Source organism: Bradyrhizobium sp. USDA 223, assembly GCF_044909005.1.
Classification (GTDB): domain Bacteria; phylum Pseudomonadota; class Alphaproteobacteria; order Rhizobiales; family Xanthobacteraceae; genus Bradyrhizobium; species Bradyrhizobium yuanmingense.
In genome coordinates this window covers 7,663,180-7,678,949 of sequence record NZ_JBIYDR010000001.1, presented here as the reverse complement: position 1 = coordinate 7,678,949, position 15,770 = coordinate 7,663,180, and the positions used below count along the sequence as shown (strand labels likewise).

Genomic DNA, 15,770 nt, shown 5'->3' with positions numbered 1-15,770 from the left:
CCCTCAGCGCGCCGGGATCCGGCTCTGCGCCCAGCGCTGGAGCCGATTGACCGCGAAGATGATGACGAAGGAGACGACCAGCATGACCACCGCAATCGCGGTCGCATCGGCGTAACGGAATTCGGACAGGCGTATCACGATCAAGAGCGGCGCGATCTCGGAGACGTTGGGCAGATTGCCGGCGATGAAGATCACCGAGCCGTATTCACCGACCGCGCGGGCGAAGGCGAGCGCGAGGCCCGTGAGCAGCGCCGGCGCGAGCGAAGGCAGGATCACGCGAACGATGGTCTGCAAGCGGCTGGCCCCCAGGCTGCCCGCGGCCTCCTCGATTTCAGGGTCGAGATCTTGCAGCACCGGCTGCACGGTGCGGACAACGAAGGGAATGCCGATGAAGATCATGGCGACGAAGATGCCGACCGGCGTGAACGCCACCTTGAGGCCGAGCGCGGCGAGCGGAGCTCCCAACCAGCCCTTCTCGGCGAACAGCGCCGTCAGCGCGACGCCGGCCACCGCCGTCGGCAGCGCAAACGGCACGTCGACGATGGCATCGAAGATGCGGCGACCGGGGAAGCGGTAGCGGACCAGCGCCCAGACGATGATGCTGCCCATCACCAGATTGACGCAGGCCGCCGCAAAGGCGAGGCCGAACGAGACTCGGAGCGCGTTCAGGGTGCGGCGGCTGGAGAGGATGTTCCAGAACTGCTCGGGGCTGAGCTCGAGCGATCTCAGGAACAGGCCGGCCAGTGGAATCAAGATGATCACGGACAGCCAGGAAAGCGTCAGTCCCATGGTGAGACCGAAGCCCGGCAATGTCCGGCGTCGTGCTGCGAGTGCGCTCACCAGGCCCCCTGCTAAAGCCCCCTACGACAGCGCCCGATCAGTTCTTGTAAATCTGATCGAAAACGCCGCCGTCTGCAAAATGTTCCTTCTGTGCCTTGGTCCAGCCGCCGAAGACGTCGTCGATCGTGAACAGTTCGACCTTGGCGAAGGAATTTTCATACTTTTTGGCGGTCTCGGCATCGCGCGGACGGTAGAAATTGCGCGCGGCGATCTCCTGCCCTTCCTTGGTGTACCAGTATTGAAGGTAGGCGTCAGCCGCATTGCGGGTGCCCTTTTTGTCGGCAACCTTGTCCACGATCGCGACCGGCGGCTCGGCGAGGATCGACTGCGGCGGTGCAACGATCTCGAACTTGTTCGCACCGAATTCCTTCAGGGCCAGGAACGCCTCGTTCTCCCAGGCGAGCAGCACGTCACCGACGCCGCGCTCGACAAAGGTCACGGTGGCGCCCCGGGCGCCGGTATCGAGCACCGGCACCTGCTGGAAGAGCTTCCCGACGAAGTCCTTGGCCTTGTCGGCCGAACCGTATTTCTTTTGCGCAAAGCCCCAGGCGGCAAGATAATTCCAGCGCGCGCCGCCCGACGTTTTCGGGTTCGGCGTGATGACGGCAACGCCCGGCTTGATCAGATCGTCCCAGTCCTTGATGCCCTTGGGATTGCCCTTGCGCACCAGGAAAACGATGGTCGAGGTATAGGGTGATGAATTCTGCGGCAGCCGCTTCTGCCAATCCGCCGCGGTAAGGCGCTTGTTCGCGATGGCGTCGATGTCATAGGCGAGCGCAAGCGTCACCACATCGGCCTGCAAGCCGTCGATCACCGCGCGTGCTTGCGAGCCGCTGCCGCCGTGCGACTGCTTAATCTCGACGCTCTTGCCGGTTTCCTTCTGGTAGGCGCTCGCGAACGCCTTGTTGAACTCGACATAGAGCTCGCGCGTCGGATCGTACGACACGTTCAGCAGATTGATTTCGGCGGCCAGAGCCGAGCCTGCCCAGAGCCCCGTCGCGAGCAATCCTGCGGCGAGCGGAACGATACGGCGCATCATGTCCATCTCCATTCACCTCGACGACATCGGCGTCGTCGACGGCAGGCATAACTCCTGGCGAAACGCTCTTGTGTCAACGGAACCCGATTTTCTTGTTCGCTAGCTCGCAGCGTGACTGTGCTACGAAGTCTTCATCGTATGGATGCCGCATTCTGTCTTGGCCCGGCCGCGCCACCGGCCGGCGCGTGCATCCTCACCTTCAGTCGTTCTGCTGGTGCAAGGCATGCACCCAACCGACAGGAATCCTGACACAACCAGAGGGTGCCGCGGCAATTTGGCGCGGGTGAAGATCGCCTCGATCTCCTCGCGCGAGACGTTGGCGAAGGGATTGAACTTCAGCCGCGCGCCGTCGTCCTCGACGACCGGAATGTCGGCGCGCGCATTGCCCTGAAAGCGCTTGCGGCCGTTGAGCCAGGCGTCGAACGGCTTCAGCGCACGCGCCAGCGGCTCGACCTTGCGGATCCGGCAGCAGGCGTCGGGATCGGAGAACCAGAGGTCGCGGTCGGGATCTTCGCGCAACAGCGTCTCCTCGGCCGGCTTGATCGAGCGAACGTCCTTCAGGCCCAGCGTCGCAATCAGCGTATCGCGATAAGCCAGCGTCTCCTCAAACAACCAGCCGGTGTCGAGAAAGATCACGGGGATTGCGGGATCGACATCCGACATGACCTTCAACAGCGTCGCCGATTCCGTGCCGAAGGACGACACCAGCGCAAGCTTCTCGCGCCCGACCGTCTTCAGCGCCGCGGCAATGACCTCCGCGGGCGAGGCATCGCGCAAGGCGCGATCGAGCTCGTCCGCCGAAGGTAGCGCAGACACGGGCGAAACCTGAGGCGCGATCGCGTTCACGTGCCGACCCCTTCGGAATGGCGCAGCTGCATGCGCCGGTGCAGCGCGGTGATGCGGCCATCGCCGGTCGGCTGGTAGAACACCGAATAGCGCTTGGCGGTCTGCATGAAGGCCTCCGCGTCGGCCTGCTTCTTGACTTCGAAGGCATCGAAGCCGGCGCGCAGCATGAACACGAACTGGTCGCGCAGCACCTGACCGGTCGCGCGCAATTCGCCGCGATAATTGTAACGTTCGCGCAGCAGCCGCGCCTGACTGTAGGCGCGCCCGTCACGGAAGGTCGGGAACACCAGCGCGACGGCGGCGATCTGGCCGAGATACGGCACGAGTTCGGCGATGTCGCGATTGTTGGGCCAGATCACGCCGACCTTTCCGGCGCGCTTGAGCAAGCCCTCGGCCTCGCCGAGGAAGCGCTCGGCGGGCACCAGGATGTCGCCGCCCTCGGGCAGCGGCGTGTCGACGGCGAGCTTGACGAAGCGGTCGTCCGTGATCTTTCCGCCATTAACGAGTGGCATAGACGCGCTCCTTGAAGGGTTCGACGCCGAGGCGCTTCACCGTGTCCATGAACAGCTCTTCAGGCCGCTCGCGCAGCGCCAGATAGGCTTCCACGATGTCCTCGACCACGTCGGCGACCTCGTCGAACTTGACGCCGGGACCGATCAGGGTGCCGAGCGCGGCGTTCTCGTCGGCACGGCCGCCGATGGTGATCTGGTAGACCTCCTCGCCGTTCTTCTCGACGCCGAGAATGCCGATATGGCCGACATGGTGATGGCCGCAGGCATTGATGCAGCCGGAGATGTTGATGTGCAGGCGGCCGATCAGGTTGGCGAGCTCGTGATTGGCGAAGCGCCGCGTCAGCTCCTGCGCGATCGGGATCGAGCGCGCATTCGCCAGCGAGCAATAATCGAGCCCGGGGCAAGCGATGATGTCGGTGATCAGGTTGACGTTGGGCGTCGCCAGCCCGAGCTTGTCGAGCGCCTTCCACAGCGCCGGCAGGTCGCGCTTGGCGACGTGCGGCAGCGCCAGGTTCTGCTCATGGCCGACGCGGATCTCGCCGAAGGAATATTTGTCGGCAAGATCTGCCAGCGCGTCCATCTGCTCGGCGGTGGCATCGCCCGGAGGCCCGCCGGTCGGCTTCAGCGAGATCGTGACGATGGAGTAACCCTGCACCTTGTGCGGGGCCACCGAGTTCTTGCGCCATGCCTCGAAATCAGGGTCGGCCGCGGCCTGGCGCAGTTCGTCCGGCATGTGCGGCAGCTTCTCGTAAGCAGGGTAGGTGAAGCGCGAGCGGATGTCCTCGATCACCTCGTCGTCGATCTGGAGCGAGGAGTTGCGGATCTGCTGCCACTCGTCCTCGACCTCGCGCGAGAATTTCTCGATGCCGAGCTCGTGCACCAGGATCTTGATGCGCGCCTTGTAGATGTTGTCGCGGCGGCCATACTGGTTGTAGACGCGTAAGATCGCCTCGATATAGCTGAGGATGTCGCGGCCGTGCACGAAGTGCTTGATGGTCTTGGCGATGAACGGCGTGCGGCCGAGACCGCCGCCAACCAGCACCTCGAAGCCGGTCTCGCCCTTCTCGTTCTTGATCAGCCGCAGGCCGATGTCGTGGATCTTGATCGCGGCGCGGTCGTGGTCCGAGGCGGTGATCGCGATCTTGAACTTGCGCGGCAGGAACGAGAATTCCGGATGCAGCGTGGTGTGCTGGCGGATCAGCTCCGACCAGATGCGGGGGTCCTCGATCTCGCCCGGCGCGACGCCGGCCCACTGGTCCGAGGTGACGTTGCGCATGTTGTTGCCGGAGGTCTGCATCGCGTGGATGCCGACCTTGGCGAGGTCTTCGAGCGCATCCGGCAGCTCGGCGAGCTTGATCCAGTTGAACTGGATGTTCTGCCGCGTGGTGAAGTGGCCGTAGCCGCGATCGTATTTGCGCGCGACATGGGCGAGCGCCCGCATCTGGTTCGTCGCCAGCGTGCCATAGGGAATCGCGACGCGGAACATGTAGGCGTGCAGCTGCAGATAGACGCCGTTCTGCAGCCGCAGAATCTTGAACTCGTCCTCGGTGAGCTCGCCGGAAAGGCGCCGCTTCACCTGGTCGCGGAACTCCGAGACGCGCTCGTTGACGAGCGTGCGATCGATTTCGTCGTAAGCATACATAAGTGGGTGCCTTAAACCTGGGCCGGCTGCCCGATTGTGACGCCGGTGCGGCGAATCTGTTCGCGCAGATTGCCGGGCAGGACCTTGCCATCGTCGCCGATCTGCACCGGCGCGATATAGGGGCCGATGGCGCCGACGTCATCGGCCACGGCTTCCGCAAGCAACGCCCTGGCCTCGTCGGAGTTGCGCACGATGGCGGCTTCCGACAGCTCGGCGGACCAGCTCTTGGCGGCGGTGCGGTAGACCACGATGCCGTCCCAGGTACGGTTGGCAGTCACGACCGAGGGGCCTGCGATACGGATCTTCTTTTGTTCGAGCGGAGAGGTCATTCGGCTGCATCCAATAGGTCAGAGATGATTTGTTTGGGTGTCTGGCGGCGAAGCGAGCCGGCATGCCGGACGACGTCGCCGATGATGAGGATGGCGGGACCGCCATGGATCCGCCGCACCAGTTCCGGCAGATCGCGCAGCGTGCCAATTGCGCCTTGCGCATCCGGCCGCGTGACGCGGGCGAACACGCCGACCGGCGTCTCCGGCGAGCGGCCGGCCGCGAACAAGCCTGCGCGCACGGCGGGCGCTGCGGTCATGCCCATGTAGACCACGACCGTCATCCTCGTGTCGGTCAGCGTCGACCAATCCACGTTCTCGGCATCGCGGGCCTTGTGTGCGGTGAGGAAGGTGATGCGGGTCGCTTCGTGACGATAAGTGAGCGGCACCTCGAAATCGGCGGCGGCGCCGAGCCCTGCGGTGATGCCGGGAATGATCGAATAGGCGATGCCGGCGGCGCGCAGCGCTTCCACCTCTTCGCCGCCGCGGCCGAACACGAAGGGATCGCCGCCCTTCAGCCGCACGACGCGTTGGCCCGATTGCGCGGCCTCGATCATGCGCTCGTTGATGGCGTCCTGGCCGATGCCGGGCTTGCCGACGCGGCGGCCGACCGCAACGCGCGTGGTGTCGCGGCGAATGCGGTCGAGAATCTCGGGCGAGACCAGCTCGTCATGGAAGACGATGTCGGCGTCCTGCAGCGCGCGCAGCGCCTTGATGGTGAGCAGATCGGGATCGCCGGGGCCGGCGCCGACCAGTGCGACGGAGCCTTCCGTCTTGTCGGCGCGCGCGAATGCGGTGGGATCGGCAATCGCCTTGAGCGATGCATCGGCTTCGCTGTTGCGGCCGGCGAGCACGGCGGCGCCGATCGGACCGTCGATGACGCGCTCCCAGAAGCGGCGGCGCAGCGGAAACTCGGCGATGCGCTCGTTGATCGACTTGCGGAAGGTGCCGATGAACTCGGCGAGTTCGCCAATGCGCGCCGGCAGCAGCGCCTCGATCTTCTCGCGCACGCGCCGCGCCACCACTGGAGAGGTGCCGCCGGTGCCGACGGCGACCACGACATCGCCGCGATCGACGATGGCCGGAAAGATGAAGCTGGAATGCTCGAGGTCGTCCATGACGTTGACGGGCAGGCCAGCCGCCTTGGCGCGAGCCGACATGGCGACACCGACATCGCCTGCGCCCGCACAGACGACGGCGATGACGCCGGAAAGATCCGCCGTGAGCGGATCGCCCGCCGCGATCTCGATGCGCGCTCCGTCTTCGGAGCCCAAGCCGAGGTCATGATTGCCATCGATCGCATGCACGCGCAGGCGCGCGCCGGCAGCGGCGAGCACGCGCAGCTTGGCGCGCAAAAGCTCGCCCGCCCCGATGAGGACCACCGGGCCGGCCTTGAGATCGAGAAACACCGGCAAGAACCGCATGTGATACTCGCTTCCCCACAAACGGGGTTGACTGGAATTATTTTCTATATATGTCTCGTTTCGAGCGCGCAAAGAGAAAATTTTTTCTTCTCTTCCGCACCGCAACTATAGAATTTTCGCCTCCAAACGCAAAGTGGCAGAGATGCATCTTCTCAAGGACGATTCCGCTGCTGATCGACTGAGCAATCCGGCGCTGGCTGAGCGCGTGCGCGCCCAAGAATTTTCTGCCGAACTTGCCCCGAGCATGGACCATCTCGACCAGCTCGAAGCGCAGAGCATCTACATCTTCCGTGAGGCCTTTGCCCGGCTGAAGAAGATTGCCCTGTTGTGGTCGCTCGGCAAGGACTCCAACGTCATGATCTGGCTGGCGCGGAAAGCCTTCTTCGGCAAGATGCCGTTCCCGGCCCTTCACGTCGATACTGGCAAGAAGTTTCCGGAGATGTATCGCTTCCGCGATCATTACGGCAAGGAATGGGATCTCGATCTGCGCGTCGAGCCCTGCCCGCCGATCGATGCCGTCGACCCAACGTTGCCGCCGGCCGCCCGGTCCGCCGCGCGCAAGACCGAGGGCCTCAAGATGGCGCTCGCCAAGTATGGCTTCGACGGCCTGATCGCCGGTATCCGCCGCGACGAGGAAGCGACGCGCGCCAAGGAGCGGGTGTTCTCGCCGCGCGGCTTGGAGGGCAATTGGGACGTGCGCGACCAGCCGCCGGAGTTCTGGGATCATTTCAACGCCTCGCCGCCGCAAGGCGCGCATCTGCGCATCCATCCCATCCTGCATTGGACCGAGGCCGACATCTGGGCCTACACCAAGCGCGAGAACATCCCGATCATTCCGCTGTACCTCGCCAAGGACGGCAAGCGTTATCGCTCGCTGGGTGACCAGGACATCACCAATCCGGTTGCCTCGAACGCTGCGAGCATCGACGAGATCCTGATCGAGCTCGAGCAGACCAAAGTGCCGGAGCGCTCGGGCCGCGCACTCGACCACGAGACCGAGGACGCCTTCGAGCGCCTTCGCGTCGCCGGCTATCTCTGATCAAGGACGCGGCCATGAACATGTTCGTCACGTCAGCCTCGCCCGGCACGCCGAACGGCACCACGCGTCCCCAGGTCCGCATCGTCATCGTCGGCCATGTCGACCACGGCAAGTCGACCCTGGTCGGCCGCCTCCTGCATGAAACCGGCAGCCTGCCCGAGGGCAAGCTCGAAATGCTCAAGGCCGTCAGCGCGCGGCGCGGCATGCCGTTCGAATGGTCGTTCCTGCTCGACGCGCTGCAGACCGAGCGCGACCAGGGCATCACCATCGACACCACCCAAATCCGCTTCCGCACCAATTCGCGCGACATCGTGCTGATCGATGCGCCCGGCCACGCCGAATTCCTCCGCAACATGATCACCGGCGCCTCGCAGGCCGACGGTGCGGTGCTGATCATCGACGCGCTGGAGGGAGTGCGCGACCAGACCAGGCGGCACGGCTATCTCCTGCATCTGCTTGGGGTGAAGCAGGTCGCGGTCGTCGTCAACAAGATGGACCGCGTCGATTTCTCCGCCGCACGCTTCAAGGACATCAGCGACGAGATCTCCGCGCATCTGAACGGCCTCGGCGTGACGCCCACGGCCGTGATCCCGATTTCCGCGCGTGACGGCGACGGCGTCGCAATGCGCACCGACCGCATCTCTTGGTACAAGGGACCGACCGTGGTCGAGGCGCTTGATCACCTTGAGCCGGCGCGTCCGCTGGAAGCGCTGGCGCTGCGGCTCCCGGTGCAGGCGATCTACAAGTTCGACGACCGCCGCATCGTCGCCGGCCGCATTGAATCCGGCAGCCTGATTGCCGGCGACGAGATCGTGATCATGCCGGCCGGCAAGATCGCCAAGATCAAGACGGTCGAGAGCTGGCCGGCGACGCCGGTAGCGGGCCGTCAGGGCGCCGGCCGCTCGGTCGGCATCACGCTCGACCGTGAATTGTTCGTCGAGCGCGGCGACATCATCGCACATGCCGGCACTGCGCCGCGCGAGACGCGGCGGCTCCGCGCGCGCATCTTCTGGCTGCACGACAAGCCGCTCGCCAAGGGCGACCAGCTTTTGGTGCGGTCGGGGCCAAAGGAAAGCCGCGCCACCGTGGTCGCCATCGAGAAGGCGGTCGATCCCGGCGAGCTCTCGAGCAGCGAGAACAAGGCGATCGGCCGCAACCATGTCGGCGAGATCGACATCTCCCTGTCCAATCCGATCGCGACCGATCCCTACACCGAAAATCCGCGCACCGGCCGCCTCGTGATCGAGGTGTCCGGGCGCATCGCCGGCGGTGGCCTGGTGCTGTCGGTCGATGCCGGTCAGCGTGCCGTGCCTGTCGACATCGTGCCGGTGGAATCGGCGCTGCGTAGCGATGAGCGCTCGGCCCGCTACCGCCACAATGGCGCCGTGGTCTGGCTCACCGGCCTGCCGGCCTCCGGCAAGTCGACGCTGGCGCGGGCGCTGGAGCGGCGCCTGTTCACCAATGGCGGCTCGCCGATCCTGCTCGATGGCGACACGCTGCGCGCCGGGCTCAACAGCGATCTCGGCTTCTCCGCCACTGATCGCAGCGAGAACATCCGCCGCCTCGCCGAGGTCGCGACGCATCTCGCCCGCAACGGCCACATCGCCATCGTCGCGGCGGTCTCGCCCGCGCGCGAAGATCGCGCCGCCGCGCGTCGCATCGCCGACACCGTGTTTCGCGAGATCCATGTCGCGACGCCCGCCGAGGTGTGCGAGGAGCGCGATCCCAAGGGCCATTACAAGAAAGCCCGCGCCGGCGCACTCGCCTCGTTCACCGGCATTGGCAACGACTACGAGAAGCCTGAGGCCGCCGAGCTCGTGATCGATACGTCGAAGCGAACGGTTGCGGAAGCGGCCGACGAGATCGAGCAGATGCTGAAGGCATCAGGCGTGCTGTTCGACGAGCTCGTGGACCTCGCTGCGAATATTTGAGGCCGCCCTAGTCGTCGCCCGGCTCGGCCGGGCGACCCAGTATTCCAGAGACAGCGTAGAAGCCGCAGCGTACTGGATTCCCCGCTTGCCGCCTTCGCTAAAGCTTCGGCGCCCCTAGACCTCAACCTCGGCGAAGCCTTAGCGTAGCCGGGTCGCGGGGAATGACACCGGTGCGTGGGGCCTTCCCCTCTCCTTGACATTTTGACAAGCCCCCGGGGGTCTTCTCACGGCCTCTTTTTTGGGGCTAATAGGTCCGGAAAGCTGCCCCGCGCGGGCGCATTTTGCTGCTGTCGGGTCAAAAGCAGCCAAAAACAGCCATTTCCAACAAGAAAGCCCATCATGAAACGCGTCGACGCCCACGGATTGAAGATCGCCCCTGTTCTGTTTGACTTCATCGCCAAGGAAGCGGCCCCGAAAACCGGGATCGCGCCGGATGCGTTCTGGGCTGGGCTCGCCGCCATCATTAAGGAGCTCGGGCCGAAGAACCGTGAGCTGCTCGCATTCCGCGACAATCTGCAGGCCAAGATCGACGACTGGCACCGCGCCAATAAAGGCAAGGCGTTCGACCTCGATGCCTATACCGCCTTCCTAAAGGAGATCGGCTATCTCGTCCCGGAGCCGGCGACGCAGAAGGTCGAGACCGCCAATGTCGACGAGGAGATCGGCAAGATCTGCGGCCCGCAGCTCGTCGTGCCGCTCACCAATGCGCGCTACGCGCTGAACGCGGCGAATGCGCGCTGGGGTTCGCTCTATGACGCCTTCTACGGTACCGATGCGATTCCGCATGATCCGTCCGAGAGCGGCAAGGGCTACAACAAGGCGCGCGGCGACAAGGTGATCGCCAAGGCCAAGGCGTTCCTCGATAACGCCGTGCCGCTCGCGACCGGCAGCCACACCGACGTGACCGGCTATAGCGTCGTCGCGAGCCAGCTCGCGGTGAAGCTGAAGAGCGGCAACGCCACCGCGCTGAAGAATGCCGCGCAGTTCGCGGGCTTCCAGGGTGATCCAGCCGCGCCGAGCGCCGTGCTGCTCGTCAACAACGGCCTGCATATCGAGGTCAAGATCGACCGCAGCAGCGCGATCGGCAAGGACGATCCGGCCGGCGTCGCCGACATGATCATGGAGGCCGCGGTCTCCACCATTCTGGACATGGAAGACTCGGTCGCCGCGGTCGATGCCGAGGACAAGGTGCTGGTCTACCGCAACACGCTCGGCCTGATGAACGGCACGTTGTCGGCCGATTTCGACAAGGGCGGCAAGACGCTGACGCGTTCGCTCAATTCCGACCGCCTCTACAAGACGCCGGACGGCAAGGGCGAGCTCAAGTTGCACGGCCGCAGCCTGCTGTTGATGCGCAATTGCGGTCACCACATGTTCACCGACGCCGTGCTCGACGAGAAGGGCGAAGAGGTTCCGGAAGGCCTGTTGGACGCCGCCGTCTCGGGCCTGCTCGCGATCCACGACCTCAAGGGCCATTCCAAGGTCAAGAACAGCCGCACCGGTTCTGCCTACATCGTCAAGCCGAAGATGCACGGCCCGGACGAGGTCTCGCTGACCTGCGAGATCTTCGACCGCGTCGAGAAGGTGCTCGGCCTGCCCGAGAACACGCTCAAGGTCGGCATCATGGACGAGGAGCGACGCACCACCGTCAACCTCAAGGCCTGCATCCAGCGCGCCTCCAAGCGCATCATGTTCATCAACACCGGCTTCCTCGACCGCACCGGCGACGAGATCCACACCTCGATGGAAGCGGGCCCGATGATCCGCAAGAATGAGATGAAGGCGCAGGCCTGGATCAAGGCCTATGAGGACTGGAACGTCGACATGGGCCTGACCTGTGGCCTGCCCGGCCACGCCCAGATCGGCAAGGGCATGTGGGCCGCCCCCGACAAGATGGCGGACATGCTGGTGCAGAAGCTCGGCCATCCGCAGGCCGGCGCCACCACCGCCTGGGTGCCCTCGCCGACCGCGGCGACGCTGCACGCGCTGCACTACCACCAGGTCAACGTGATCGCGCGCCAAGAGGAGCTCGCCAAGGGCGGACCGCGCGCAAAACTGTCCGACATCCTCACGATTCCGGTGTCGAAGTCGAACTGGGCGCCCGATGACGTCAGGCAGGAGATCGACAACAATTGCCAGGGCATTCTGGGCTATGTCGTGCGCTGGATCGACCAGGGCGTCGGCTGCTCCAAGGTGCCCGACATTCACGATGTCGGCCTGATGGAAGACCGCGCCACCTTGCGCATTTCCAGCCAGCACCTTGCCAACTGGCTGCATCAGGGCGTCATCACCGAGGCGCAGGTGATGGAATCGCTCAAGCGCATGGCCGTCGTCGTCGACAAGCAGAACGCGGGTGATCCCATCTATAAGCCGATGGCACCCGCCTTTGACGGCGTCGCCTTCAAGGCCGCCTGCGACCTCATCTTCAAGGGGCGCGAGCAGCCGAACGGCTACACCGAATACATCCTCACCGCGCGCCGCCGCGAGGCCAAGGCTCTTGCATAAAGAGGCTCTTGGATAGAGAGGCGCTTGGATAAGCGCGCTCGGCTGAGCAAAGTCACGGGAACATCGAAAGCCCCGGCCGAACCCGGGGCTTTTTGTTGGGCGAAACGTCCCGCTGTGTCACGGAACAGGCTGCGTGCGCCTTGCGTTGTCGGGCCATCAACCAACGGGAGATGGTCATGGACTGGAATCGGATCGAAGGAAACTGGAAGCAGTTCAAGGGATCGGCCAAGGAGAAATGGGGCAAGCTCACTGACGACGACCTCCAACTGATCGAGGGCCGCCGCGAGCAGCTTGAGGGCCGGTTGCAGGAGCGTTACGGCAAGGCCAAGGACCAGGTCCGTCAGGATGTCGACGACTGGCTGAAGTCGCTGCACTGAAGCAGCACGAACGAAGCCCCGGCGAAAGCCGGGGCTTTTGATTTAAGGTGTAGCCCCGGATGGCGTGAAGTGCGATCCGGGACCTTCGTTGCGGCCCGGATACCGCTTCGCTTGTCCGGGCTGCGATTGCTAGAACACCGCCAGGTATTTCAGCAGCGAAACAATGCCGATGATGATGACGATGACGCGCGCGATCTGCTTGGCGCGGCCGTCCATTGGCAGCATGTTGATGAGATAAAGCACAAGAATGACGACGAGAAAGGTGACGAGTACGCCGACCAGCATCGCGAGGCCCCCTTCAGGCAATTGCTACGCTGTTCTAACGCGCTGCACCCAAGCCGGTTCCATCTCGGAAACCCTGCCGCGCGATCTCATGAGGCCTCCGCGGCAGGCCAATCCGGCATTTGCCGTCCGACAAGGTTCGGAGGCCGAAGATGCGGCGCTCCCTACTCTTTCGCCACCACGGGGACCTGGCGGAATCTCGCGCGCACTGAATCCGGCAGCGGCGAGAAATTCATCGCAACGCCGCGGCGGTCGTTGGCATTGCGGCTGGCGACCACTAAACCATTGGCGCCGGCGACGATATCCCCCTTGCGCAGGGTCGGATCGTCCTCGACCTTGACGGATGCGAGCCCCACCGGGTCCTTGCCGTTGCAGGTGCAACCCGCGACGATCTCATTGCGATAGCGGTATGCGTTGGGCAGATCCGAATAGGATTTTCCCTTCTCCGTCGTGGCATCGTCGATGTTGCCGCCGTAGACCAGCGAGGTTTCCGAGGCAGGGCAGAAACTCTTGCAAGATTGCGCCTTGCTCTCCGCATCATTGCCTTGTGCCGGGAAGTAGCGACCGTCGCAGCTGCGCACGCAATAGGCGGTGCCGCCGCCGTAGGACGCGCGCTGGCGTGGCGCCTCATAGCGCGGCATATCGCCGGTGGGGAAAGGCATCCGGATTTCCGGCGGCGGCCGCATCCGAAAGCCGCCGAACAGGCCCGAGAAGAAATCCTGCGCATGCGCCGACGGCGCCATCGCCAGCCCGCTGGAGACGACGACGACAATCGCCGCTCCGCCCGCCAGTTTGTCAATCAGCCGTCTCGCCATAGGACCTCGCAGACTAATTCACGGCCGACGTGGTCATGTTCAGCGCCTGCCGACCCGAAGGCAGCGTCGTCACGGCCGGACGCTTGCGCACGGGATCACCTCCCTTCGCCATTAGCGGCACGTTCTTCGGCAGCACCACGACCTTGGCTCCGACATTGACGCGGCTGTACAGATCCATGACGTCCTCGTTGGTCATGCGGATGCAGCCGGACGAGACGAACTTGCCGATGGTGGAGGGATCGTTGGTGCCGTGGATGCGGTATTGGCTCGAGCCGAGATACATCGCGCGCGCACCGAGCGGGTTGCCGGGCCCGCCGGCGACGAAGCGCGGCAGATAGGGCTGGCGCGCGATCATCTCGGCCGGCGGATGCCAGTCCGGCCACTCGGCCTTGCGGCTGACGCTTTGCACGCCCGACCAGGTAAAGCCCTCGCGGCCGACGCCGACGCCGTAGCGGATCGCGCGGCCGCCTCCGAGCACGTAATAGAGATAGGTGCTGTTGGTATCGATGACGATGGTACCGGCCGGCTCGCTCCGGTCGAAGCCGACGATCTGCCTGCGCAGCCGGTCGGGCAATTGGGCATCCTCATCGGCGACCTGCGGCGCCTCGTTGATGTCAGCCTGCGAATAGCCTTGATCCTGCAAGTATTGGCCCTGCGAGTAAAGGTCCTGCGGGTACACCCGCTGCATCGGCGCATAGCCGAAGGTTTGCGCGCTCGCGGTGCCCACCGGCACTGCGAGAAGAGCGGTTGCGAAGGCGAACGCGCCGACGGCGCGCGGCGAGAAGCTGCGACGGACTGCAAACAACTTTGTCATGAGCTGCCCCGTTGGATGTGCATCAGGTGATGCGCTGCCTCAACAAACTCCGCCGGGTCGATCGAAGTTCCGGCGCAGCGTGCGGCAGCGACGTCACAGTCAAGCGAGCACCTGTTCACGAGGCCGCGATGGAACCAGCCCGCCGCCCAAGCATTAGTCAGGTCATCAATGGGCGCGCGGATCACGGATTCCGTGCGGGAGAGAGATTGTGCGCGTCCTACCCAGTGAACGTTTGATTTCCGGCAACAGCGAAGGCGATCCGCTTCCCGAGAGCCATGTCGAGCTGCCGCCGGTTATCCGCCGCACTGAATTCGTCGCGTTCGCGCTGGCCGGCCTGTTGCTGATCGCCATCGTCGCCGTGCTCTATGTCGGCCGGGCGTTCTTCCTGCCGGTCGTTATGGCGTTCGTCATCGGGACCATGCTGTCTCCGGCGGCCACCTTCCTGGAGCGAAGCAAGGTCCCACGCAGCGTCGGCGCCGTGCTGATCGTGGTCGCGGTGAGCGCGGTGGTCGCTTTCGCCGTCGCGTTGATCGCTTCGCCAGTCATGGCGTGGAGCACGCGCCTGCCGGAGCTCGGCGCGCAATTGAAGGACAAGCTGCACGTATTCGACCGGCCGCTTGCGCTCTGGCGGGAGCTGCAAGCCATGCTCGGCGGCTCGGAGGGATTGCCGAGCCTCCACATGCCCAAGATCGAGTGGGTGCAGCCGACGCTGGAATTCCTGTCACCGACCTTTACCGAATTCCTGCTGTTTTTCGTCACCCTGATCCTGTTCATCGCAAGCTGGCGCGACCTGCGGCGGGCCATGATCATGACCTTCAGCGATCACGACGCGCGGCTGCGCACGCTCCGGATCCTCAACGAGATCGAGGTCCATCTCGGCAATTATCTGCTGACCGTCACCCTCATCAATGTCGGCGTCGGCGTCGCCACCGGCCTGATCTGCGCGCTCACCGGAATGCCCAATCCGGCCGGGCTCGGCGCACTGGCGGCCACGCTCAACTTCATCCCGATCATCGGGCCCGTGGCGATGTTCGTGGTGCTGGTCGTAGTCGGGCTGATCGCCTTCCCGACCCTCGGCGGCGGCCTGATGGCCGCGCTCGCCTTCGGTGGCCTCACCTTTCTCGAGGGTCACTTCATCACGCCGACGATCATCGGGCGGCGGCTCGCCCTGAACGCGCTCGCCGTGCTGCTCGCGCTCGCGTTCTGGACCTGGCTGTGGGGGCCGATGGGCGCGTTCCTGTCGTCGCCGCTCCTGATCGTCGCGCTGATCCTGAAGGACCACCTGCTGCCGGAGAATTCGCCGCAGCTGCCGCAAGCCTGACCGGTTTCAGCGAACGGAACTTACCCGGCGACGAAACGTTCTCCGCCCATCTCAGCC

General features: G+C 64.7%; 15 protein-coding genes. 5 read left to right on the top strand and 10 right to left on the bottom strand.

The features are described from left to right. Positions 1-3: 3 nt before the first annotated feature. The 7 genes from cysT to cysG all read right to left on the bottom strand — a co-directional run bounded on the left by cysT (position 4) and on the right by cysG (position 6,629). Positions 4-840: a sulfate ABC transporter permease subunit CysT gene (gene cysT, locus ABIA40_RS35750; protein ID WP_074447692.1), complete on the bottom strand. Its 837-nt coding sequence runs from the start codon at positions 838-840 to the stop codon at positions 4-6. A gap of 37 nt (positions 841-877) precedes the next feature. Continuing rightward, complete coding sequence (locus ABIA40_RS35745; protein ID WP_404545910.1) at positions 878-1,891, bottom strand: sulfate ABC transporter substrate-binding protein; 1,014 nt, start codon at positions 1,889-1,891, stop codon at positions 878-880. A gap of 108 nt (positions 1,892-1,999) precedes the next feature. Next, a complete protein-coding gene (locus ABIA40_RS35740) occupies positions 2,000-2,725 on the bottom strand; it encodes a phosphoadenylyl-sulfate reductase (RefSeq protein WP_271542858.1) in 726 nt (241 codons plus the stop codon). Then, positions 2,722-3,237, bottom strand: coding sequence for a DUF934 domain-containing protein (locus ABIA40_RS35735; protein ID WP_035998199.1), 516 nt, complete (start codon positions 3,235-3,237; stop codon positions 2,722-2,724). The genes ABIA40_RS35740 and ABIA40_RS35735 overlap by 4 nt, the downstream gene beginning before the upstream one ends. Beyond that, positions 3,224-4,879 (bottom strand): nitrite/sulfite reductase, encoded by a 1,656-nt coding sequence (locus tag ABIA40_RS35730; RefSeq protein ID WP_404545907.1) that lies wholly within the window; start codon positions 4,877-4,879, stop codon positions 3,224-3,226. Before ABIA40_RS35730 ends, ABIA40_RS35735 begins: the two co-directional genes overlap by 14 nt. 11 nt (positions 4,880-4,890) lie before the next feature. Next, complete coding sequence (locus tag ABIA40_RS35725) at positions 4,891-5,208, bottom strand: DUF2849 domain-containing protein (RefSeq protein WP_275516099.1); 318 nt, start codon at positions 5,206-5,208, stop codon at positions 4,891-4,893. Continuing rightward, positions 5,205-6,629, bottom strand: a complete 1,425-nt coding sequence (cysG, locus tag ABIA40_RS35720) for a siroheme synthase CysG (RefSeq protein WP_404545905.1) — start codon at positions 6,627-6,629, stop codon at positions 5,205-5,207. The genes ABIA40_RS35725 and cysG overlap by 4 nt, the downstream gene beginning before the upstream one ends. Before the next feature lie 244 nt (positions 6,630-6,873). On the opposite strand from cysG, the gene cysD reads away from it, so the two are divergent. The 4 genes from cysD (at position 6,874) to ABIA40_RS35700 (ending at position 12,481) form a co-directional block, all read left to right on the top strand. Next, positions 6,874-7,668, top strand: coding sequence for a sulfate adenylyltransferase subunit CysD (gene cysD, locus ABIA40_RS35715; protein WP_128264420.1), 795 nt, complete (start codon positions 6,874-6,876; stop codon positions 7,666-7,668). Between the two features lie 14 nt (positions 7,669-7,682). Then, a complete protein-coding gene (cysC, locus tag ABIA40_RS35710; protein WP_404545903.1) occupies positions 7,683-9,599 on the top strand; it encodes an adenylyl-sulfate kinase in 1,917 nt (638 codons plus the stop codon). Positions 9,600-9,938: 339 nt separating this feature from the next. Beyond that, positions 9,939-12,104 carry a malate synthase G gene (locus tag ABIA40_RS35705; RefSeq protein WP_404545901.1) on the top strand — a complete coding sequence of 722 codons (2,166 nt, stop codon included), beginning with the start codon at positions 9,939-9,941 and terminating at the stop codon, positions 12,102-12,104. Between the two features lie 176 nt (positions 12,105-12,280). Next, positions 12,281-12,481 carry a CsbD family protein gene (locus ABIA40_RS35700; RefSeq protein ID WP_008546815.1) on the top strand — a complete coding sequence of 67 codons (201 nt, stop codon included), beginning with the start codon at positions 12,281-12,283 and terminating at the stop codon, positions 12,479-12,481. A gap of 129 nt (positions 12,482-12,610) precedes the next feature. Here the strand turns inward: ABIA40_RS35700 and ABIA40_RS35695 are convergent, their stop codons facing one another. The 3 genes from ABIA40_RS35695 to ABIA40_RS35685 all read right to left on the bottom strand — a co-directional run bounded on the left by ABIA40_RS35695 (position 12,611) and on the right by ABIA40_RS35685 (position 14,392). Further along, positions 12,611-12,766 (bottom strand): Thivi_2564 family membrane protein, encoded by a 156-nt coding sequence (locus ABIA40_RS35695; protein WP_008546817.1) that lies wholly within the window; start codon positions 12,764-12,766, stop codon positions 12,611-12,613. A gap of 161 nt (positions 12,767-12,927) precedes the next feature. Continuing rightward, positions 12,928-13,578 carry a DUF2865 domain-containing protein gene (locus ABIA40_RS35690; protein WP_271542851.1) on the bottom strand — a complete coding sequence of 217 codons (651 nt, stop codon included), beginning with the start codon at positions 13,576-13,578 and terminating at the stop codon, positions 12,928-12,930. Positions 13,579-13,591: 13 nt separating this feature from the next. Continuing rightward, on the bottom strand, positions 13,592-14,392 hold the full coding sequence (locus ABIA40_RS35685; RefSeq protein ID WP_271542850.1) for a L,D-transpeptidase: 801 nt from the start codon (positions 14,390-14,392) through the stop codon (positions 13,592-13,594). 208 nt (positions 14,393-14,600) lie between these two features. On the opposite strand from ABIA40_RS35685, the gene ABIA40_RS35680 reads away from it, so the two are divergent. Next, on the top strand, positions 14,601-15,713 hold the full coding sequence (locus ABIA40_RS35680; protein ID WP_404545899.1) for an AI-2E family transporter: 1,113 nt from the start codon (positions 14,601-14,603) through the stop codon (positions 15,711-15,713). Positions 15,714-15,770: the final 57 nt, after the last annotated feature.

Excerpts from the sequence above, each read along its gene's own strand:
- ABIA40_RS35745 (WP_404545910.1), bottom strand. The coding sequence starts at position 1,891 with ATGGAGATGGACATGATGCGCCGTATCGTTCCGCTCGCCGCAGGATTG.
- ABIA40_RS35735 (WP_035998199.1), bottom strand. The coding sequence starts at position 3,237 with ATGCCACTCGTTAATGGCGGAAAGATCACGGACGACCGCTTCGTCAAG.
- ABIA40_RS35730 (WP_404545907.1), bottom strand. The coding sequence starts at position 4,879 with ATGTATGCTTACGACGAAATCGATCGCACGCTCGTCAACGAGCGCGTC.
- ABIA40_RS35725 (WP_275516099.1), bottom strand. The coding sequence starts at position 5,208 with ATGACCTCTCCGCTCGAACAAAAGAAGATCCGTATCGCAGGCCCCTCG.
- cysG (WP_404545905.1), bottom strand. The coding sequence starts at position 6,629 with ATGCGGTTCTTGCCGGTGTTTCTCGATCTCAAGGCCGGCCCGGTGGTC.
- cysD (WP_128264420.1), top strand. The coding sequence starts at position 6,874 with ATGGACCATCTCGACCAGCTCGAAGCGCAGAGCATCTACATCTTCCGT.
- cysC (WP_404545903.1), top strand. The coding sequence starts at position 7,683 with ATGAACATGTTCGTCACGTCAGCCTCGCCCGGCACGCCGAACGGCACC.
- ABIA40_RS35705 (WP_404545901.1), top strand. The coding sequence starts at position 9,939 with ATGAAACGCGTCGACGCCCACGGATTGAAGATCGCCCCTGTTCTGTTT.
- ABIA40_RS35700 (WP_008546815.1), top strand. The coding sequence starts at position 12,281 with ATGGACTGGAATCGGATCGAAGGAAACTGGAAGCAGTTCAAGGGATCG.
- ABIA40_RS35695 (WP_008546817.1), bottom strand. The coding sequence starts at position 12,766 with ATGCTGGTCGGCGTACTCGTCACCTTTCTCGTCGTCATTCTTGTGCTT.
- ABIA40_RS35690 (WP_271542851.1), bottom strand. The coding sequence starts at position 13,578 with ATGGCGAGACGGCTGATTGACAAACTGGCGGGCGGAGCGGCGATTGTC.
- ABIA40_RS35685 (WP_271542850.1), bottom strand. The coding sequence starts at position 14,392 with ATGACAAAGTTGTTTGCAGTCCGTCGCAGCTTCTCGCCGCGCGCCGTC.